25 protein-coding genes are annotated in these 19,181 nt (G+C 60.7%); 5 read left to right on the top strand and 20 right to left on the bottom strand.

The window, feature by feature from the left end; genetic code table 11:
- Positions 1-7 precede the first annotated feature (7 nt).
- The 4 genes from frr to rpsB form a co-directional block, all read right to left on the bottom strand.
- Complete coding sequence (frr, locus tag AB0O81_RS01835) at positions 8-562, bottom strand: ribosome recycling factor (protein WP_363580622.1); 555 nt, start codon at positions 560-562, stop codon at positions 8-10.
- Positions 563-613: 51 nt separating this feature from the next.
- Positions 614-1,333: a UMP kinase gene (gene pyrH / locus AB0O81_RS01830; RefSeq protein WP_363580620.1), complete on the bottom strand. Its 720-nt coding sequence runs from the start codon at positions 1,331-1,333 to the stop codon at positions 614-616.
- A gap of 83 nt (positions 1,334-1,416) precedes the next feature.
- A complete protein-coding gene (gene tsf, locus AB0O81_RS01825; RefSeq protein WP_363580618.1) occupies positions 1,417-2,244 on the bottom strand; it encodes a translation elongation factor Ts in 828 nt (275 codons plus the stop codon).
- Between the two features lie 98 nt (positions 2,245-2,342).
- Positions 2,343-3,263, bottom strand: coding sequence for a 30S ribosomal protein S2 (rpsB, locus tag AB0O81_RS01820; protein ID WP_363580616.1), 921 nt, complete (start codon positions 3,261-3,263; stop codon positions 2,343-2,345).
- Positions 3,264-3,613: 350 nt separating this feature from the next.
- Between rpsB and AB0O81_RS01815 the strand changes: the two genes are divergently transcribed.
- On the top strand, positions 3,614-4,189 hold the full coding sequence (locus AB0O81_RS01815) for a peptidoglycan DD-metalloendopeptidase family protein (protein ID WP_363580614.1): 576 nt from the start codon (positions 3,614-3,616) through the stop codon (positions 4,187-4,189).
- A 5-nt stretch (positions 4,190-4,194) separates the two neighbouring features.
- Here the strand turns inward: AB0O81_RS01815 and AB0O81_RS01810 are convergent, their stop codons facing one another.
- The 10 genes from AB0O81_RS01810 to AB0O81_RS01765 all read right to left on the bottom strand — a co-directional run bounded on the left by AB0O81_RS01810 (position 4,195) and on the right by AB0O81_RS01765 (position 11,919).
- Positions 4,195-4,785 carry a hypothetical protein gene (locus tag AB0O81_RS01810; protein WP_363580612.1) on the bottom strand — a complete coding sequence of 197 codons (591 nt, stop codon included), beginning with the start codon at positions 4,783-4,785 and terminating at the stop codon, positions 4,195-4,197.
- Positions 4,786-4,814: 29 nt separating this feature from the next.
- Positions 4,815-5,720: a tyrosine recombinase XerC gene (locus AB0O81_RS01805; RefSeq protein WP_363580610.1), complete on the bottom strand. Its 906-nt coding sequence runs from the start codon at positions 5,718-5,720 to the stop codon at positions 4,815-4,817.
- 54 nt (positions 5,721-5,774) lie between these two features.
- Entirely contained in the window at positions 5,775-6,980 is a 1,206-nt protein-coding gene (gene dprA / locus AB0O81_RS01800) for a DNA-processing protein DprA (protein WP_363580608.1), read from the bottom strand.
- Entirely contained in the window at positions 6,977-8,512 is a 1,536-nt protein-coding gene (locus AB0O81_RS01795) for a YifB family Mg chelatase-like AAA ATPase (RefSeq protein ID WP_363580606.1), read from the bottom strand. The genes dprA and AB0O81_RS01795 overlap by 4 nt, the downstream gene beginning before the upstream one ends.
- Positions 8,509-8,877 carry a YraN family protein gene (locus AB0O81_RS01790; protein ID WP_363580604.1) on the bottom strand — a complete coding sequence of 123 codons (369 nt, stop codon included), beginning with the start codon at positions 8,875-8,877 and terminating at the stop codon, positions 8,509-8,511. Before AB0O81_RS01790 ends, AB0O81_RS01795 begins: the two co-directional genes overlap by 4 nt.
- Before the next feature lie 97 nt (positions 8,878-8,974).
- A complete protein-coding gene (locus tag AB0O81_RS01785) occupies positions 8,975-9,298 on the bottom strand; it encodes a DUF2469 family protein (protein ID WP_363580602.1) in 324 nt (107 codons plus the stop codon).
- Between the two features lie 23 nt (positions 9,299-9,321).
- Entirely contained in the window at positions 9,322-9,981 is a 660-nt protein-coding gene (locus AB0O81_RS01780; RefSeq protein ID WP_363580600.1) for a ribonuclease HII, read from the bottom strand.
- Complete coding sequence (lepB, locus tag AB0O81_RS01775; RefSeq protein WP_363580598.1) at positions 9,978-10,772, bottom strand: signal peptidase I; 795 nt, start codon at positions 10,770-10,772, stop codon at positions 9,978-9,980. The genes AB0O81_RS01780 and lepB overlap by 4 nt, the downstream gene beginning before the upstream one ends.
- A 134-nt stretch (positions 10,773-10,906) precedes the next feature.
- Positions 10,907-11,257 (bottom strand): 50S ribosomal protein L19, encoded by a 351-nt coding sequence (rplS, locus tag AB0O81_RS01770; protein ID WP_363580596.1) that lies wholly within the window; start codon positions 11,255-11,257, stop codon positions 10,907-10,909.
- A gap of 161 nt (positions 11,258-11,418) precedes the next feature.
- Positions 11,419-11,919, bottom strand: a complete 501-nt coding sequence (locus tag AB0O81_RS01765) for an MFS transporter permease (RefSeq protein WP_363580594.1) — start codon at positions 11,917-11,919, stop codon at positions 11,419-11,421.
- Positions 11,920-12,034: 115 nt separating this feature from the next.
- Between AB0O81_RS01765 and map the strand changes: the two genes are divergently transcribed.
- On the top strand, positions 12,035-12,817 hold the full coding sequence (gene map / locus AB0O81_RS01760) for a type I methionyl aminopeptidase (protein WP_363580592.1): 783 nt from the start codon (positions 12,035-12,037) through the stop codon (positions 12,815-12,817).
- A gap of 19 nt (positions 12,818-12,836) precedes the next feature.
- On the opposite strand, the gene trmD is transcribed toward map, so the two are convergent.
- The 4 genes from trmD to rpsP are packed head-to-tail and all read right to left on the bottom strand — an operon-like array spanning position 12,837 to position 14,808.
- The gene (gene trmD / locus AB0O81_RS01755; RefSeq protein ID WP_363580590.1) at positions 12,837-13,520 is read right to left on the bottom strand and encodes a tRNA (guanosine(37)-N1)-methyltransferase TrmD; all 684 of its coding nucleotides are present in this window, start codon (positions 13,518-13,520) and stop codon (positions 12,837-12,839) included.
- An 11-nt stretch (positions 13,521-13,531) separates the two neighbouring features.
- Entirely contained in the window at positions 13,532-14,158 is a 627-nt protein-coding gene (gene rimM, locus AB0O81_RS01750) for a ribosome maturation factor RimM (protein ID WP_363580588.1), read from the bottom strand.
- Positions 14,151-14,381, bottom strand: coding sequence for an RNA-binding protein (locus AB0O81_RS01745; protein WP_363580586.1), 231 nt, complete (start codon positions 14,379-14,381; stop codon positions 14,151-14,153). Before AB0O81_RS01745 ends, rimM begins: the two co-directional genes overlap by 8 nt.
- A gap of 7 nt (positions 14,382-14,388) precedes the next feature.
- Positions 14,389-14,808 (bottom strand): 30S ribosomal protein S16, encoded by a 420-nt coding sequence (gene rpsP / locus AB0O81_RS01740; protein WP_363580584.1) that lies wholly within the window; start codon positions 14,806-14,808, stop codon positions 14,389-14,391.
- A gap of 272 nt (positions 14,809-15,080) precedes the next feature.
- On the opposite strand from rpsP, the gene AB0O81_RS01735 reads away from it, so the two are divergent.
- Genes AB0O81_RS01735 through AB0O81_RS01725 form a run of 3 tightly spaced genes read left to right on the top strand, consistent with a single transcriptional unit; the run spans position 15,081 to position 16,940 of the window.
- On the top strand, positions 15,081-15,431 hold the full coding sequence (locus AB0O81_RS01735; protein WP_363580582.1) for an SMR family transporter: 351 nt from the start codon (positions 15,081-15,083) through the stop codon (positions 15,429-15,431).
- Complete coding sequence (locus tag AB0O81_RS01730; protein WP_363580580.1) at positions 15,428-15,748, top strand: multidrug efflux SMR transporter; 321 nt, start codon at positions 15,428-15,430, stop codon at positions 15,746-15,748. Before AB0O81_RS01735 ends, AB0O81_RS01730 begins: the two co-directional genes overlap by 4 nt.
- 34 nt (positions 15,749-15,782) lie before the next feature.
- Complete coding sequence (locus AB0O81_RS01725; protein ID WP_363580578.1) at positions 15,783-16,940, top strand: glutamate--cysteine ligase; 1,158 nt, start codon at positions 15,783-15,785, stop codon at positions 16,938-16,940.
- Positions 16,941-16,975: 35 nt separating this feature from the next.
- Here AB0O81_RS01725 and ffh read toward each other — a convergent pair whose 3' ends face one another.
- Both ffh and AB0O81_RS01715 read right to left on the bottom strand, forming a co-directional pair.
- Positions 16,976-18,532 (bottom strand): signal recognition particle protein, encoded by a 1,557-nt coding sequence (gene ffh / locus AB0O81_RS01720; protein WP_363580576.1) that lies wholly within the window; start codon positions 18,530-18,532, stop codon positions 16,976-16,978.
- A gap of 29 nt (positions 18,533-18,561) precedes the next feature.
- Entirely contained in the window at positions 18,562-19,167 is a 606-nt protein-coding gene (locus AB0O81_RS01715) for a TetR/AcrR family transcriptional regulator (RefSeq protein ID WP_363580574.1), read from the bottom strand.
- Between the last annotated feature and the right edge of the window lie 14 nt (positions 19,168-19,181).

Here is a 19,181-nt window from a genome sequence, read left to right as displayed (position 1 = left end):
CTCGTTCTCAGACTTCGAGAAGCTCAGCCTCTTTGCGCTTGAGTGACTCGTCGATGGCGTCTACGTGTGCACGCGTGAGCGCATCAAGCTCTTTTTCGGCACGTACCAACTCGTCCTCGCCGACGTCGCTCTTGAGCGCGTCCAAGTCGTCCTTCGACTTGCGACGGATACCGCGAACGTGCACCTTCGCGTCCTCGGCTTTACCGCGCACAAGCTTCACGTACTCTTTGCGCCGCTCTTCCGTGAGTTCCGGCATCGAGATACGAACAATGTTGCCATCGTTCGTGGGGTTCGCGCCGAGGTTGGGAACGTCACGAATAGCTTGCTCGATCGCTTTGAGCGCTGACTTGTCGTAGGGCGTCACGATGATCGTGCGTGCTTCTGGGCTGTTCAACGATGCCAATTGAGCCAGGGGCGTGGGGCTGCCGTAGTAGTCGACCATCACCTTCTGAAACAGTTGAGGATTCGCACGTCCGGTGCGCACCGTGGCGAAGTCCTCCTTTGCCGACTCAACGGCGCGGTCCATGCGCGTTCCCGCATCGGTCAAGACGTCCGCAATCACTGTGTCTCCTTCACTGGGTGGGGCAGGATAAGTCTACTGGGGCCGTCGGCTCTACGCCGTGACCCTGGTGCCGATCGGCTCGCCCAGTAGAGCGCGAGTGACGTTTCCCGTCGGCTCCATACCGAAGACGCGCATGTTCATCTTGTTGTCCATACAGAGGCTGAACGCCGTCGAGTCCACCACTTTAAGGCCACGCTGGAGCGCGTCGAGGTATGTGATCTGATCGATCTTCGTGGCGGTGGCATCCACTTTGGGGTCGGCGGTGTACACCCCATCAACACCGTTCTTGGCCACCAGCACCTCTACGGCGTCAATCTCAAGCGCGCGCTGCGCTGCAACCGTGTCAGTTGAGAAGTAGGGAAGCCCAGCGCCGGCACCGAAGATGACCACACGACCCTTTTCGAGGTGCCGCTCCGCCCGGCGCGGAATGTACGGCTCCGCGACCTGGGTCATCTCAATCGCCGACTGAACACGAGTCGCTGCACCGGCTTGCTCGAGAAAGTCTTGAAGCGCAAGGGCGTTCATTACCGTTCCCAGCATGCCCATGTAGTCGGCTCGTCCGCGATCCATCCCACGCTGGCTCAGCTCTGCGCCTCGGAAGAAGTTTCCGCCGCCCACGACGATGGCGATCTCAACACGATCGACCGCCTCGGCAATTTCGCGGGCGATCTGGCCGACGACGTCGGGATTGACACCCAACTGGCCTCCACCAAACGCTTCTCCAGAGAGCTTCAAAAGGACGCGTCGGCGTCCGCTCACTTCATTGATCACGGGGATCCTCTCGTTGACGACAACCTACCGAAGGGCATGAGAAAAGGCCCGCATCATGTGGTGATGCGGGCCTTTTCACGATGTTACGCGCCGACCTTGAAGCGGGCAAAGCCCGTAAGGGTAAGGCCAGCATCCTGTGCCACCTTTGCGACGGACTGCTTATTGTCCTTCGCATAGTCCTGGTCCAGGAGTGAAACCTGCTTGAAGAACGCGTTCACGCGCCCCTCAACGATCTTGGGGAGCGCCGCTTCCGGCTTTCCTTCGTTGCGCGAGATCTCAGTGACAATCTCACGCTCCTTGTCGACGTCAGCGGCTGGCACCTCATCGCGTGAAAGGTACGACGGGTTCGCAAACGAGATGTGCTGAGCGATGCTACGAGCGGTCTCAGTGTCGGTTCCCGTGTAAGCGAGAACTACGCCTACCTGCGGAGGAAGATCCTTATTGGTGCGGTGGAGGTACACCTCGAAGTTGTCACCGACGAGCGTGCGTACGCGACGCAGTTCGACCTTTTCGCCAATGATCGCGGCTTCATCGTCGATCAGCTGAGCGACGGTCTGCGAACCAGCTGAGGCGGCCAAAGCTGCTTCCAATGAATCGGAAGCGGCGGCCGCGGCTGCGTCTGCAACTTTGTCGGCCAGCGAGATGAAGCGGTCATTCTTGGCAACAAAGTCGGTCTCGCATGCGAGCTCGATCAGCGTAACTTTGCCCTCCAACTCGCGAGCTGCAATCAAGCCCTCGCTGGTGGAACGGTCTGCACGCTTCGCGTTGCCCTTTGCGCCCTTGAGGCGCAGGATCTCTACTGCCTTCTCGACATCGCCGTCGGCCTCTTCGAGGGCCTTCTTCGTGTCGACCATTCCCGTGCCGAGCTGCTCGCGCAGCGACTTGATGTCGGCGATCGTGAAGTTTGCCATGGGTAGTGGCTCCTTGGTTGTCGTGAGTGTGTGGATGCCTCGGCGAAGACAGCCATCCGGTTGCCTCCGCCGAGGTGGAATCTAAATGAGGCGCCGAATTACTCGGCAGCTACCTCTTCACCCTTGGCCTCTTCAGCAGCCTCGGGAGCGGCTTCAGCAGCCTCGGGAGCGGCTTCAGCAGCCTCGGCCGGGGCGTCAGCGTCCTTAGCGGCCTCGGCCGGGGTCTCGGCAGTCTCTGCAGCAGCGGCGCCTTCTTCAGCGGGCTGTTCGAGAAGCGCGCGCTCCCAGTCGGCGAGCGGCTCAGCGTCAGCAGCTTCTTCGCTTGGCTGGTGGCGCTGGATGAGGCCCTCAGCGGCAGCGTCAGCGATGATGCGCGTCAGCAGGCTAACTGAACGAATAGCGTCGTCGTTGCCCGGGATCGGGAACTGGAACTCGTCAGGGTCTGCGTTGGTGTCGAGAATTCCGATAACCGGGATGCCAAGCTTTGCTGCCTCGCTGATCGCAAGGTGCTCGCGCTTTGCGTCGATGACCCAGATCGCCGAGGGCGTCTTCGACATGTTGCGAATTCCGCCGAGCGACTTGTGAAGCTTGTCAAGCTCACGCTTCTTCAGCAAGAGCTCCTTCTTCGTGAAGCCACTTGCAGCGGGGTTCTCGTAATCGAGCTCTTCGAGTTCCTTCATGCGAGCGAGACGCTTGGAAACTGTCTGGAAGTTGGTGAGCAGACCGCCGAGCCAGCGCTGGTTCACGTAGGGCTGGCCAACACGAGTGGCCTGTTCAGCGAGGACTTCCTGCGCCTGCTTCTTGGTTCCCACGAAGAGCACAGTGCCACCGTGCGCGACGGTCTCCTTGACGAACTCGTAAGCCTTGTCGATGTAGGAAAGCGACTGCTGCAGGTCGATGATGTGAATGCCCGAGCGCTCGGTGAGAATGAAGCGCTTTACTTTCGGGTTCCACCGGCGGGTCTGGTGTCCAAAGTGAACGCCGCTGTCGAGCAGCTGGCGAATGGTTACGACGGCCATGGCCGTCCTCCTGTTCTGGCGCACTGAGGCGCCTCTTGCGGTTGTGTGTTTCACCGATGGTGACCGGTGAGCCTAGTGCCCGGCACACACCCGCTCACGGAGATTCCGTGAGACCGTTGGGAGTAGTTGCCACGCGGCTCCCTCGCAGAGGGGCCGTTGCGCTGTGGGCACGCGTAGTCACCCTGACAAGCAGGGTGCTCGTTCAGTGTACCAGCACCGCCTCCTCCCCCGCACAGCGCGTCGCTTGCAGTGGATAGAGATTCCCGTTGTCTCGGATCGAGCTTCCTAACGGGGCGAATGATGTTGCTGTGAGCACCGGTAGAGACCGCCTCGTCGCTCGAGGATCCCGAATGTCGCGTCGACGCGCAAGGTGTGCGCTCGGCCTCATCGCCGGGGTCCTGGTGACACCGCTCTGGGCGGTGCCAGCAGCTGCCGGGTCGCCGACTCCGACAGGTTCACTGGCTGAACAGCGCGCACCCTCGACTGTTTCTGAGACACCTCCAGCTGTGAGGTGGAGTTGGCCGTTGACTAGTTTTCAGCTCACGCGAGCGTTCGTCGCGCCCTCACACGAGTATGCTCCCGGCCACCGCGGGGTTGATCTGCGACCGCGGGCAGGCAACGCTGTGTTTGCACCAGCGGATGGACGGGTGGCCTTCGTCGGACATGTGGTCGATCGGGCGATCATCACCATCGACCATGGCGGTGGTCTTGTCACAACGCTTGAACCGGTGACGTCCGACCTGAGCAAAGGTGCCACGGTCACTCGTCAACAACTGGTCGGTGAGGTCGCGGTCGGCGGGCACACCGATGACGGAGATCTCCACGTCGGTCTGCGGCTACACGGGAACTACATCAATCCAGCGCTCCTGGTTGGCGAAGTGCCACGCGCAGTATTGCTCCCCTGTTGTTCGGCTAGCAACGAGTAGTCGCACTAGTCGCGCCGTATCTCGTTGCGCGAGCCGCTGTCGCTGACATCTCCGATCTCGCGCCCGTGGACCTTGTTGTCGTCGCCATTGATGGCCACCGACCCAAGAACTCCGTCAATATCGGCCTCATTGCGTGAACCCGCGATATCCAGGCTGCCTATACTCGTGGCGTCCACGCGGTTAGATTGGCCGCTTTTCGAGGCCGAGCTGATGTCTCCAGCGTCAATGTCAATCCGATCGCCGCGCATGACAATTGATCCGACTTCGGCTTCTTCGAGTGCAACCTCAAGGTCGTTGCCTTCGATCGTGACCTGAGGACAAACTCCATGCAACGCGTACCCCGCGGCGCTGTTGGCGACCGTTACTGCCGAGCCAGCACAATCCACACGCTCGCTCACCGCCCCATCATCGGCGTCCTCGTCCGTGGCGTCCTCGTCCACGTCGTCAGTTTCACCACGGCCGATGTCTGACTCCTGCTCGACGGTGTCACTACTGCGTGACACGTCGGACGGCTGCGTCGATGGTGCGCACGCGGCGAGACCAGTGAGGCCGATAGTGAGAGCGATGGGTACCAGCAGTGAACGTAGCTTCGGCATGCGCACGACGCTAACGCACGCTTCGGCCGTTATGCGCGGGGGTGTGCGAGGCGATAGCTTTCTGCTAAACGCTCACTGGAGACATGAGTGTAGATCTGTGTCGTGCCTAGACTTGCGTGCCCGAGAATTTCTTGCACGGTCCGCAGGTCCGCTCCCCCGTCCAACAGATGAGTTGCCGCCGAATGGCGCAGCGAATGCGGACCGGCCGCCCCGCCCACGTGGTTGGCAAGTGCGCGCGACACCACGTCGTACACAGCCCTCGTTCCCAGGCGCGCTCCGCGCGCTCCTAAGAACAGAGCATCGTGTGCAGGAGATCCCGCATCTCGTGCACAAAGTATTGGCCGGCCGCGCACAAGGTAGCTGTCCAGCGCGCGCGCGGCGGCGCCGCCGTATGGCACGACCCGCTCCTTGGAGCCCTTACCGATGGCTTTCGCCGTGCGTTGCGCCTGATCAATGTCATTCAGGTCAAGACTGCAGACCTCGGAAACGCGCAAAGCTGCACCGTAGAGCATCTCGATCAGCGCATGGTCCCGCAACGCAATCGCATCTCCCGACGATGCAGAAATCTGCATAGCACTGAGCAACGTCGCCAGAGCATCTCCAGTGGCGATGCGCGGCAGTGAGCGACCGCGCTTGGGCGCTACTATCCTCAGGGCCGGGTCTCTCTCTAGTAGTCCTTGTTCAACAGCCCAAGCGAAGAAACTTCGTGCTGCTGCCGTGCGGCGCGCGATCGTTGATTTTGCATCGCCTCGTTTCGTCGCGATCCACAGCCACTCGCGAAGGGTTTCGAGTTCGATCTCGTGCAGCGAGCACTCACCGCTCGAGCGGGAGAGGTCCGACAGATCCGAACGGTACGCTCGCGCGGTCGCAGGCGAGAGCCGTCGCACCTTGAGCAGATGCTCCACGAAGGCATCCGCCGCGTCGTTGAACTCCATCCCTCAAGCATGCCCCTTTGTCGGGGCGCCTAGCCTCTTGCCTCACCGTGTCCTTCATCTCCCGTTGTGGCGTCGCCACCCGTGTGCCGATCGTTCGGCCTTCGCTTCGAGCGTGAGCATCCCGAGCGCCGCTTCGACTTCTTCGGGCAGCATGCCAGCGCGTCGAGCTACATCGACAGTTTCTCGCCACACTCGCGCACTGAGCGCGTCGAGAACTCTCGTGGTGTCATCGGTTCCCTCGAGGTCAAGCATCGCGGTTGCATCATCAGAGGCGCTCATGCCAAGGAGTTCGCGAACATCGGAGGCGCTTGTCACGCACTGCGCACCGAACTCTCGAAACAAGCGGTGACATCCGGCCGACGCTGCCGAGGTGATCGGGCCGGGAACCGCGCCGAGCGGCCGACTCAGTTGCGCCGCGTGGCCAGCCGTGTTCAACGAACCGCTGCGCCACCCTGCTTCGACCACAACGGTGGCCGAAGTCAGCGCGGCAATCAGACGATTGCGTTGCAGAAAGCGCCACTTCGTCGGCGCGGACCCTGGAGGTGTCTCGCTCGCCACCACGCCGGTTTGGGCGATACGTTCCAAGAGTTGCGTGTGTCCTGCCGGGTAAGACCGATCAACCCCACCTGCCATCAGCGCGATTGTCGTTCCCCCAGCAATCAGCGCTGCGCGGTGGGCGGCGCCATCAATCCCATATGCGGCGCCAGAGACCACAGCTACATTTGACGCGGCAAGCTCTGAAGCAAGCTCCACGGCAACATGTTCGCCATAGGCTGTCGCAGCCCGCGCACCGACGATCGCTACTTGCGGGAGCGAAGAACGCAGCAACAAGGGCTCGCCGCGCACCCAGAGGCAAATCGGGCTGTGCACGCCAAGGTCACCCAACATAGGCGGCCATCGGTTATCGCCAGGGACGACGAGCGCGATTCCTCTACGTCGTGCCAGCGAGACAGTGTCGTTTACGACCTGCCGCGACAGCCGTGGTAGCCATCGTCGCAAGGCATCGCTGTGCGCCTTTTTGTCCAACAACGATGCAAGCGCGTCATAACCGCCGCGTGCGTCGGCAACGAGCCGCTCCAGCCCGTCTGCCGCCCCATAAACTTCGACGACCAGGCCTGCAATCCCGTCGCCGGGTTCCGTGAGATGACTCCACACAATCCGCGCCGCGTTTTCACGCACCGAGTAGTCATCGTCGAGCTCAGTCCCCAGACCCTCGACACTCTCGCGTGCGAGGCCGATGTCGAAGCAGAAGTCAGTCATAGAGCCATCCCCTTCTTCAAGAACAAAGCGCGGCCGATGTGGTCGAGCCCTAGCTCCGCTTTTCCATCGAGATCCGCAAGCGTCCAGGCCAAGCGCAGCACTCGGTCAAATCCGCGGAGTGTTATCGCGCCTTTGCGCAAAGCGACGTCCAATGGACGTCTTACTGTTGGCGATGGCGAGCGAGGACCGTCCCGAAGCCAGCTACCGGGGATGTCGGCGTTGAGTCGCCACGGCGTATCGCCCAGCCGTTGCGTCGCCCGTGCCCGGGCGTCCGCGACATGGAGCCGCGCCTCTGAGGTCGACACTGCGACGACTTCAGATCGTCTCTGCGCGACCGACACGCGCGCTAGTGTCAGCTCGATATCGATGCGGTCAAGGAGCGGCCCCGACAGCCGACCTAGATAGCGACGGATCGCGGCCGGCGGACATGTGCAGTTGCCGCCGCGGATGCCATAGTCGCCACACGGGCATGGGTTTGTTGCCAATACAAGCTGAAACTTCGCGGGAAACTCTGCACTCGAGCCCGCCCGGTTGATTGTGATTGTTCCCGATTCCAACGGCTGTCGCAACGCGTCGAGTGCGGCTGCTTGGAACTCGCCCGCTTCGTCGAGAAAGAGAATGCCTTCCGTTGCGCGAGCGATGGCGCCCGGGCGAACGCTCCTCGAACCGCCACCCACCAGCGCGGCAACACTCGCACTGTGGTGCGGGGATTCAAAGGGCGCGTTCCTGTCGAGCGCGACAATCCTCGTGCCGGAGAGGCTGCGAATCGAAGCGACCGCCAGCGCCGCTCGGTCCCCAAGCGGTGGGAGAATTCCCGGAAGGCGACGAGCAAGCATTGTCTTGCCCGCTCCGGGTGGGCCACACATCAGCAGGTGATGACCCCCGGCAGCTGCTGCAATGAGGGCATTGACCGCATCGCGCTGGCCAACGACGTCGGTTAGGTCGGGAGTCGCCTCGGTCGCACCGGCACCGTCAGACGCGGCGGGAAGCGTAATCGGGTCTTCGTCAGGCACGCACACATCGGCACCGTGCCACGAGGCAACCTGCGCCAAGTTGACGGCGCCTAAGACTTCAACGCCCTCGACGAGTTGCGCTTCCTGAGTGTTTGCAAACGGCACAACGATGCGCTTGTGTCCGGCGCGCGCTGCCGCGAGTACTGCAGGAAGAATCCCCGGAACTGGACGTAGCCTGCCGTCCAAACCGAGTTCGCCCAAGTGCACTGTCGACGCGACAGAGTCAGTGCTCATCGCGATCTCAGTCGCCACAGCAACCATCGCAATGGCCACGTCGAAGCCCGAACCATGTTTCGGCAGACTGGCAGGCGACAGATTGATCGTCAGTCGACGACGCGGCAACGCGAGATCGCTGTTGGCGCACGCATTGTGAACTCGCTGTACGGCCTCACCAAGCGCCTTATCTGGCAAACCAATGATCTTGAAGTCCGGGGTCTGGTTGGAGAGGTCAGCCTCAATCTCAACCATCTCGCCTTCTGCCCCGACGAGAGCGACAGAGAGTGTTCGCGCAACCTTCATGCGACGTCGACGTCTTCAAGGTGTTCGAGCAGGGCAGTCTCAGGATCGGCCCCTGTGACACCGATTGCGTCAATGCGCATCTGTCTTCCTTGAGCCTGGCGGCGGTGTTGGGCAACCCACGCGTTGCCTAGACGCCACAGTCGAGCACGTTTCGCCGCATCAATCGCCTCGAAAGGGTGTCCAAACCGCTCGCTGCGACGAGTTTTCACTTCGACGATGACCAGTTCATTCGCGCGCCCGACCACGAGATCAATCTCGCCTGCCGTACACCGCCAATTGCGCTCGAGCACGGCGTAGCCGAGGCTCTGAAGGTAGCGGGCCGCGCGATCCTCGCCCGCCCGCCCGAAAAGATCCTTTTCTGCCATAGGCAGATCATGGACTCGTCTGATGGGGAGGCAGCGACGAACGCCTGCCGCGGTGCAAACGCGGCCTCACCCAAAGACTGGGGAGGAGTGCCTGACCTCAGTTGTCGAGCGAAAGCTCCTCAGGAAGCTGGAAGTCACGCCGCGTGAGCTCTTCGACATTGACATCTTTGAACGTCAGCACCCGCACCGCTTTCACAAAGCGATCGGCACGGTAGATATCCCAAACCCATACATCTGACATCGAGATCTCAAAGTAGAAGTCGTGCTCAGTATCCTGGCGTACGACATTGACCTCGTTCGCAAGATAGAACCGTCGTTCAGTCTCGATCACATACGCGAACTGCCCGACCACATCTCGGTACTCACGGTAGAGCGCGAGCTCGAGCTCACGGTCGTAGTCTTCGAATACCTCATCGTCCATGGTGTTTCTATCCTATGACTCTCTTAGAACAACGTTGGCGCATCAGCGATTGACCACGACACACGATGGTGCCGGCTGAGTCCGTGTTCACGAATTGCCGCGCGGTGCGCAAGGCTCGCGTAACCCTTGTTACGAGACCACACGTAGGCGGGCTTCTCGTTGTGCAGCTCAACCATGAGGGCATCACGCTGAACTTTGGCGAGAACGGATGCTGCTGCGGCCGATGCGCAGTCGCGATCCGCTTTGACAACGGGTTGCACGTGCAGACCGGCGCCGCCAGCTGCTGTGATGTAGTCGTAGTTGCCGTCAAGCAAGATAACCGCGTCTTCGGGCACACCGCCGTCGATGCGCAGATCATCGATCGCCCGCAACGCGGCGAGGCCCAAAGCGCGCATAATACCCACCTGGTCAATGTCAGCCGCGCTCGCCCAGCCGACCGCGCTCGCAGCAACCCATGCCTCGGCCCGAGCAGCAACCTCCGGGCGACGCGCTTCGGGAACCAGCTTCGAATCCCTGAGACCTTTCGGGATGCGTTTGCGAGATCGAGGAGCGTCGAGCACGACCGCTCCGACGGCGACGGGTCCGGCCAGCGCGCCCCGGCCTACTTCATCACAAGCGATGACAACAGAATGATCCTTGAGCAGTCGGCGTTCTAAAGTGAGTTGAGGTTCGATCACCGTCACGGAGCAGGCTCTCCCGCGTCGGTGGCCACGAGGCTTTCCGGATCGCTGACGCCAGCGAACTGTTCATGGTGAAAGTTGAGCAGACCGAATCGATCGAACGGCCACGTAATCAAGAATGCACGTCCCACAACATTCTCGACGGGTACAAAACCATTGCCGGGCTGATCGGTGTTATACCTCGAGTCTTTTGAGCGATACCGGTTGTCGCCGAGCACCCACAGGCTGTCGTCGGGGACGATCACATCAAACTCATCGCCCGACGCCGCGGCATCCGCCGTTGGCGTCTTGATGTAGGCAGACTCATCAATTGCCGTGCCGTTCACGGTGATCTGGCCGACACTGTTGCAGCAGACTACGTGGTCTCCGGGAAGCCCGATCAAACGCTTCACCAGATGGTCGTCACTGTCTGGAGAAGACAACCCGACGAGCGATAGCAACCAATCGACACCTTCGATAACGGGTGGTCGAGGAGCTTCCGTGACGACGGGCAACCAGCCACCGGGGTCTTCAAAGACCACGATGTCGCCCCTCGAATATCCCGTAAACCGTGGTGTGATCTCGTCCACCAAAATGCGATCGTCAATCTGCAGTGTGTTCTCCATCGAGCCCGAGGGAATATAGAAAGAGCGCACTACGAACGTCTTGACCAAGAACGAGACCAGAACAGCGATGAGTACGATGACGACCACGTCACGAGCAAAAGTGAGCCAACCCCGGCGTCGTCGTCGGGACGAGGTGGCGGCCCGCGAAGATTCAGCCACCGGAGTCGGCGAGGTCTTCTCGGTGGTCATCGCAGTTCCTTCGCCCCGCTCCGTCCATCGGAGCATCTGTCAAGGTTGCCACACTCCGTTGCGCTTGCAGGCATATATGCCACAAACAGAAAATACCCCGCACCAAAGGCGCGGGGTATTTATCCGAAAGCGAATCAGCGAGCGATGCGCTTCTCTTTGATCTTTGCCTTCTTACCGCGCAGATCGCGCAGGTAGTACAGCTTCGCGCGGCGCACATCGCCGAAGGTCACGACTTCAATGTGGTCGATGACGGGGCTGTGCACCGGGAAAGTACGCTCGACGCCAACCTGGAAGCTGATCTTACGAACGGTGAAGGTTTCGCGAACGCCGTCGCCCGAACGTCCGATAACAACGCCCTGGAAAACCTGGATACGTGAACGGTTGCCTTCGGTGATGTTTACGTGAACCTTGACGGTGTCACCGGCGTTAAAGGAGGGGATGTCGGAACGCAGTGACGCTGCGTCGACCGAATCGAGGATCTGCATGATCGTATCTCTCTGTAGCCGCCACAGGTCGACTACGGGAAGGAATGGAAAGGAGTGCGGTGCCCGAAGCCGCCGGTAAAACCAGGCGGCTAGTTCCCCTGAGGCAGAAGCTGGTCAAGGCACGAAGAACTATTCTGCCATGGATGCGGTTGCGGGCAAAACTAACGTGACGCGGGTGGGTTCTCGTTTATGACGAACACTGCTTCGTCGCTGGGCGCAGACTCGCTGTTCGGCTGAGTGGCGGGCCGCAGGTAGGCGACGCCTTCCTCTGTACGCAAGACCATCCGTGCCGGCTGAGCCTCGCGCCACAGCTGCCATAGCTCAAGCCAGAAGAGTCCCACGGCGACGAATACCGTGAGCACGAAAACCGGAGCCCACCAGGCCTGAGCATAGAATCCGAGAGAAATTGTGAGGAGGTGCCAGATCGAGAATCCGAGCACATCCCACCACGACACCGCGCGTTGTGCCCTCACTGTGCCACGAGCGCGGACCAGAAGTGTAAGCAGAAGTTGCCCGAGGAAAACTGATGGCACAGCAATCAGGAGGACCCAAAGAAAGGCCCAACCCCCCGCGTTGAATACGCCCCAGCCGACGAAAAGCCAAAGCGGCAACAGAAAGGCAGCGGGGATCAACCAGCTATAGAACGCCCTGCGCAACCACATAGGTTGATATTACGCCTGCCGGGCGTTCAGTCGCTATGCGCTGGCGCACTGCGGGGCATCCTCCCAGCCACCGCACCGAGCGTCCGCCACAATGGGAGGGACGAGAGGAGACGCAATGATCGAATTGCGCACACCCACCGAGATTGAAGCGATGCGGCCAGCAGGCAGGTTTGTCGCTGAGACGCTCGCAACGCTGAGCGAAGAAGTCACGGTGGGAATGAACCTCCTCGCCATCGATCGACGCGCGCACGAAATGATCCGCAAAGCGGGCGCTGAATCTTGCTACATCGACTATCACCCGTCTTTCGGTGCAAGCCCGTTTGGCAAGGTGATCTGCACATCAATCAACGACGCGGTCTTGCATGGACTCCCTTTCGATTACGCGCTGCGCGACGGTGACCTGGTGACCTTGGACTTCGCGGTTTCGGTCAACGGTTGGGTAGCGGACTCCGCGCTCTCGTTCGTCGTGGGAACCCCAAAAGATGAAGACCTCGCACTGATCGATACGACTGAACGTGCGCTCGATGCCGCAATCGCTGCTGCCACGGTCGGCAACCGCATCGGCGACATCTCCGCGGCGGTGGCCGAAATCGCTCACGCCGACGGCTACTCGATCAACACCGACTTTGGTGGCCACGGCGTGGGCCGCGTCATGCACGGCGACCCTCACGTACCCAACGATGGCCGCGCTGGTCGTGGATTTCCGTTGCGCAACGGCCTCGTTTTGGCGCTTGAGCCGTGGTTCCTCCGCACGACAGACAAACTGATCACCGACCCAGATGGCTGGACGCTGCGAAGTGCCGATGGTAGCCGTGGCGCACACTCTGAGCACACCATTGCCATCACCGACGATGGTCCGATCATCCTGACAGATCGCTCTGGCCTGGGCACGAACTGAACCACGCTCGTCCGAGAAGCTACTTCTCGAGCAGATCCGGACGGTTCTGGACGGTGCGTTGCACGCTCTGATCGTGGCGCCAGGCTGCGATTGCTCCGTGATTGCCGCTCAGCAACACAGCAGGAACCTCTAATTCGCGCCACACCGCGGGCTTGGTATAGCTCGGGTGCTCCAGCAACCCGTCGGCCTCGTGGGATTCCTCGACGAGAGACATCGGATTTCCCACTACGCCTGGAATGAGGCGCGAGACTGCTTCGATCATGGCCATCGCAGCCACCTCGCCGCCGTTGAGAACGTAGTCCCCCAAGCTCACCAGACGTACGCGCCCACGCGCAGCAAAATGGTCGACAACGCGCTGATCGATACCCTCGTAGCGACCGCACGCAAACACAAGGTGCTCTTCTTGTGCCAGTTCACGAGCGAGGGGCTGAGAAAAGCGTTCACCGGCAGGTGAGGGCACGAGCAGGATGGCATCGGGTGAGAGCAGCGCATCTAGGGCATAGCCCCATGGCTCAGGCTTCATCACCATTCCAGCGCCGCCACCGTAGGGCGTGTCGTCGACGGTGTGATGACGATCCTGAGTCCACTCGCGAAGATCGTGAACGTTCAGATCGAGGATGCCCCGATCGCGGGCTTTCCCGATGAGCGAGACATTCAAGACGTCGAAGAACGCCGGGAATATCGTGACGATATCAACGCGCATGACTTCACGCCTCAGCTGAGGTCGGCTGGCGTCTCGGGTTCGTCGGATCCCGAGTCGTCGCCATCGACCAAGTCTTCGAGCAAACCGGCTGGCGGGGTCAAGATCACCCGTCCCCGTGACACATCTACCTCGGGAACAATCGCCTTGACGAACGGCACAAGAACCTCGTCATCGCTAGTCGTGCGAATCACAAGCAGATCCTGTGCGGGAAAGTGTTCCACGCGAATGACTCGGCCGACGATCTGGCCGTCGCGAACGGCGTCAAGTCCGACTAGCTGGTGATCAAACCACGCGTCTTCCTCGATCGGCGCGACCGTTGGGTCTTGATCGATCCACAAGATGGCCCGAATTAGCTCTTCGGCAGCGTCACGATCCTCCACACCTTCGAAGAAGGCGACGGCGTGAGAGTTCATCCAACGAAACTCTCGCACCGTGAGGGGCTTGCCATGCCACGGCGAAGATTCAGGAACCTGCAGTGTAAAGACGGCGCCGGGGACGAAGCGTCCCTCAGGGTCATCCGTGTACAGCTCGAGTTTGATAGCCCCTTTGAGCCCATGCGCCTTCACGAGGCGTCCAACACGTAGCTGGGTCTTTCCCCCACCGGACTCGCTAGGTGGGTCGCCTGCCACTTCAGTCATCGGCAACATCAACGCGGACACGTTGTCCGTCTGCGAGTGCGCCAACAAGGGTGCGCAGGGCTTTGGCCGTGCGGCCGCCGCGCCCGATCACGCGACCCCGGTCATCGGGGTGAACGTGTACCTCGAGCACGTCGCCTCGCGGCGAGGTGCTCGAGTCGATACGGACATCGTTCGGGTGATCAACGATCCCCTTAACGATGTGCTCGAGCGCGGCAGCCAGCAACGGAGTACTACTCTGCGTCGGCTGCGTCAGCGGCGGGAGCCTCGGCTTCGGCTTCGGCCGGAGCCTCAACCTTCTTCTCAGCCTTCGGCTTGATGACTGACTTCTTCGAAGCGTCGATGCTGAACTCAGGCTTGGGCTCGCGTGTCTTAACAGTCGACACGGCGTCCTTGTCGCCCTTGAACTTGCCCCAGTCGCCGGTCAGCTTGAGCAGTGCAGCGACCTGCTCCGTCGGCTGTGCGCCAACGTTGAGCCAGTACTGCGCACGCTCGGAATCAACCTCGATGAACGAGGGCTCCTCGGTGGGGTGGTACTTGCCGATCTCTTCGATAACACGGCCATCGCGCTTGGTGCGCGAGTCGGCAACGACGATGCGGTAATACGGCGCGCGGATTTTACCCAAGCGCTTGAGACGGATCTTGACAGCCACGATTCTCCTGAATGTGTCTAAAAGTGGACGAACTGATCGCCTGGAGCGTGGGGTGCACACCCGGCGGAAGCTCTGAGGAGGATCTCCCCTGCTGGATAGAGGGTCGAGCAGGTGATCCGACCCTCTATTCTGCCAGATAACGAGGCGAGTCGCGAACCGACCGACGACACCCCGTTTCCTGACCAGCGGATGCCATCCGCTAGCGTTGAATCAGCAACACGATCATGCAACCTGTCTTACCCGTCGGGATACTCAGCATTCGAAAGGCGCCCATGTCCAAATGGCTGTATCTCGTTGCAGCGATAGTGCTTGAAGTATCAGCAACGCTTTCACTGCATCTCATGACAGAACATGCCGCTTGGCTGATTGTCGTCGTGATCGGCTACGCCGGTGCATTCATCAGCTTGGCGATGTTGCTGCGCACTGGCGCGCCGATCGGGTTGACTTACGGAGTCTGGGCAGCGAGCGGTGTCGCCCTCACCGCAGTGCTCGCCGCCGTGCTCTTCGGAGATCCACTCACGTGGATGATGTCGCTCGGAATTGTGGTCGTTATCGGTGGGGTTCTTCTTGTCGAGCTCGGCGCCACCGCCCGAAAGCCAATGGAAACGAGTGAATCGCAATGATCTGGCTGTTTCTCGCCGGCGCGATCATCTTCGAGGTTGCTGGAACGATGGCGTTGCGTGCGTCTGAGGGCCTACGCAAGCGCGTGTGGATTGCACCGATTCTCGTGTCCTACCTCCTCGCTTTTACGTTGCTCTTCCAATGCCTCAACGCGGGCATGCCGGTCGGCGTTGCATACGGAATCTGGTCCGCGTGCGGGGTCGCCCTCACGGCTGTACTGGCTCATTGGCTCTTCAAAGAACCATTCACCTGGATCATGGGGTTGGGCATCATCGCAATCGTCGGCGGTGTGCTGCTGATCGAACTCGGATCGCCGTAGATACATTTCTTCATTGCCGTGCAAGGATGTCGCCATGACGGTGCCATTCGCGACATCAGAGCGTGCTTCAGTGGGGCTCGAGTGGGAAGTGATGCTCGCCGACGGTGCGTCTGGACACCTCGTCCCACGGGCGCCAGAAGTCCTTGAATCGCTCGAAGAGGCGAGCGCGCTCGAGCGCTACACAGTAACCGGGGAGCTTCTCACCAACACGATCGAGGTCACCAGCGGTATCGGCGACACGGTCGCGGCCGCAGTTGACGACATTGCAGACTCGATCGCATTGGTACGCACTTTCACCGACACCCGCGGCATCGAGCTTCTGTGCGCAGGCAGTCATCCATTCGCCCAATGGTATGACCAGGAAGTGAGCGATAAGAGTCGCTACCGCTCACTGATCGATAGGACCCAGTGGTGGGGACGAAACATGATGATCTGGGGCATCCACGTCCACGTCGGAGTGGAAGACGTGAACAAGGTATTCCCCATCATCCGGGCATTGTCGGCTTACCTCCCCCACTTCCAAGCGCTCTCGGCCTCAAGCCCCTTTTGGGCGGGTGATCGTACGGGATACGCCTCCAATCGCTCGCTCGTGTTCCAGCAACTGCCCACTGCGGGCTTGCCATGGCCCCTCGAAGACTGGTCGCAGTTTGAGCACTACCTCGATGACATGGTGAGAACCGGTGTGATGGAGGACTCGACCGAAGTTCGATGGGACATTCGCCCCGCTCCGCGTTGGGGCACAATCGAAGTTCGCGCGTGCGACGGAATGTCGACCCTGCCCGAGCTGGCCGCCGTCGCAGCGCTCGTGCAAGTTCTCGTCGAGCACTTTTCACGCGAGCTTGATGAAGGTCGCACCCTGTCGTATTTGCAACCGTGGTTCGTGCGAGAGAACAAGTGGCGCGCGGCACGATATGGGCTAGACGCGCGGGTGATCATCGACGAAGACGGCGCACAAATGCCCGTAAGAGAGCACTTGGTGCAGATTCTGGATCAGATGGGTGATATCGCGACCGACCTGAGGTGTGCCAGAGAACTTCGAGGCATTGAGTCCGTCCTGACCAACGGTGCAAGCTACGAGCGTCAGCTGCGCGTTGCGGATGAGGCAGGCGGAGATCTGCGCCAAGTCGTACAGCATCTCATTCGCGAGTTCCGCGCTGGTCCGACCTTGCGCGACCACCTCGCCTCCACCTAAGTGGAGTTTCGCGCGACCGAACTCATGAACAAGCGTCAGCCCTTTCCGAGCATCTTTTGCAGTTCTGCGAGGTCAGCTTCGCTGGGCGCCGCAGACTTGCCCCCTAGGCCGAAACCCGTGCCTGCGGGAGTTGTAGACGCGCTCGCGGCTATCCCTGCGTTCTCTGCGGCACGCTTCGCTGGATTCCCAGAGCGCGAGCCCTTCGCCTTCTGTTGCTTGCCTCGCTTGGCAGAAGCGCCCGGGCGTGAGCCAGGGACGGGACCCATACCCGGAATATTAGGCATGCCCCCCTTGGCAACGGTTTTCATCATCTTCGCTGCCTGGTCAAAACGTTGCACAAGCTGATTCACATCAGTGACTGTCATGCCTGAACCGCGCGCGATGCGAAGGCGGCGTGATCCGTTGAGCACCTTGGGGTTTCGTCGTTCACCAACAGTCATCGAACGGATGATCGCCTCGGTGCGATCGATCTCGCGTTCGTCAAAGTTGTCGAGCTGATCTTTCATGCCTCCCATACCCGGGAGCATCCCGAGCATCTTTTTCATCGAGCCCATCTTCTTCATCTGTTGCATCTGCTCGAGGAAGTCTTCGAGAGTGAACGTCTCGCTGGCGAGCTTCTCGGCGACTTTCATCGCCTCGGCCTCATCAAACGTCTGCTGCGCTTGCTCAATCAGCGTGAGAATGTCACCAAGATCGAGGATTCGCGACGCCATGCGGTCGGGGTGGAACGCTTCGACGTCGTCGAGCCCTTCACCGTTCGAGGCAAAGATGATCGGGCGCCCGGTGACAGATGCGACCGAAAGCGCAGCGCCACCGCGGGCATCACCATCGAGCTTTGACAGCACGACACCTGTGAAGTCAACGCCATCCTGGAAAGCTTTTGCGGTGCTGACGGCATCTTGACCGATCATCGCATCAATGACGAACAGGACTTCGTCAGGGTTCGTCGCCTTGCGGATGTCGGCGGCTTGCTTCATGAGTTCAGCATCGACACCCAGCCGTCCGGCCGTGTCAATGATCACCGTGTCGTACTGCTTCTGACGGGCGTACTCGACGCCCTCCTTTGATACGCGCACGGGGTCGCCAACCCCGTTGCCGGGCTGCGGGGCAAAGATCGCCGCCCCCGCGCGTTCCGCAACGACTTGAAGTTGGTTGACCGCGTTGGGGCGCTGAAGGTCAGCTGCTACCAACAACGGCGTGTGGCCGTCCTTTTCAAGCATGCGCGCAAGCTTGCCCGCGAAAGTCGTCTTTCCCGAGCCCTGCAAGCCCGCAAGCATGATCACGGTCGGTGGTGTTTTGGCGAACTCGAGGCGGCGTTGTTGGCCACCAAGGATCGCAACAAGCTCTTCATTCACGATCTGCACGACCTGCTGTGCCGGGTTCAGAGCCTTGCTGACTTCGTCACCAAGGGCGCGTTCTCGAACTTTAGATGTGAACTCCTTGACAACCACCAAGGCGACGTCGGCATCGAGCAAGGCACGTCGAATCTCACGTACGGTTCCGTCGACATCTGCGGGCGAGAGCTTGCCCTTCGTCCGCAGATTACGGAAAGTCTCGGTAAGACGGTCAGAAAGCGTGCCGAAAGTTGCCATGATTCGCCAATTCTACGCGAGCATGCGGGCTACCTTCGCTCATGCCCTCCATCGAGCGATATTGACGACGCCGTATCAGCGGCAAGCGTCATGAAGACCGTGAGATCGCCTCGGCCGGCACCGTCACGTGCCCACGCATCGATGGCTGCCAGAACGGCGCCGCCCCACGCAGCGCCCGCAATATTGGCTGTGAGCCGGTCGGCGCCCCCAGCAATGAAGCGGTCCGACACCGCACGTGCAATGCGCGCACTGCGCAACGCGGATTCGCGCGCTAGTTCGTCCGTGAGTTCCATTGCTGCCGAGTTCAGAATCGCCAGAGCAAGGCTGTCGGGAACGAAATCTGCGCCAAGCGTGCCAACTGCGCATCGCACCTGGCGTGCAGCATCCATTTCGGACTGATCCTTGAGCGAGGTTTCCAACACGAGCAGCGCTTCGTCAAACCCGGCCCACAAGATGTCTGACTTCGATGAGAAATAGTTGAAGAAACTTGATCTGCTGACGCCCGCACGCGACGCAACGGCACCAATGGAGGTCGCTTCGAAACCTCGTTCCAAGAACAGCTCGCAGGCAGCTTCTGCGAGAATCTCGCGTGACGACGCCTTCGGCCTGCCGACGCGTGCAGAATAGCTTGTCATTTGAGTCACGCTAG

Origin of the sequence: Microbacterium sp. NPDC076911 (assembly GCF_040687125.1) — a bacterium.
Classification (GTDB): Bacteria; Actinomycetota; Actinomycetes; order Actinomycetales; family Microbacteriaceae; genus Microbacterium.
This window is presented reverse-complemented; position numbering and strand designations above follow the sequence as displayed.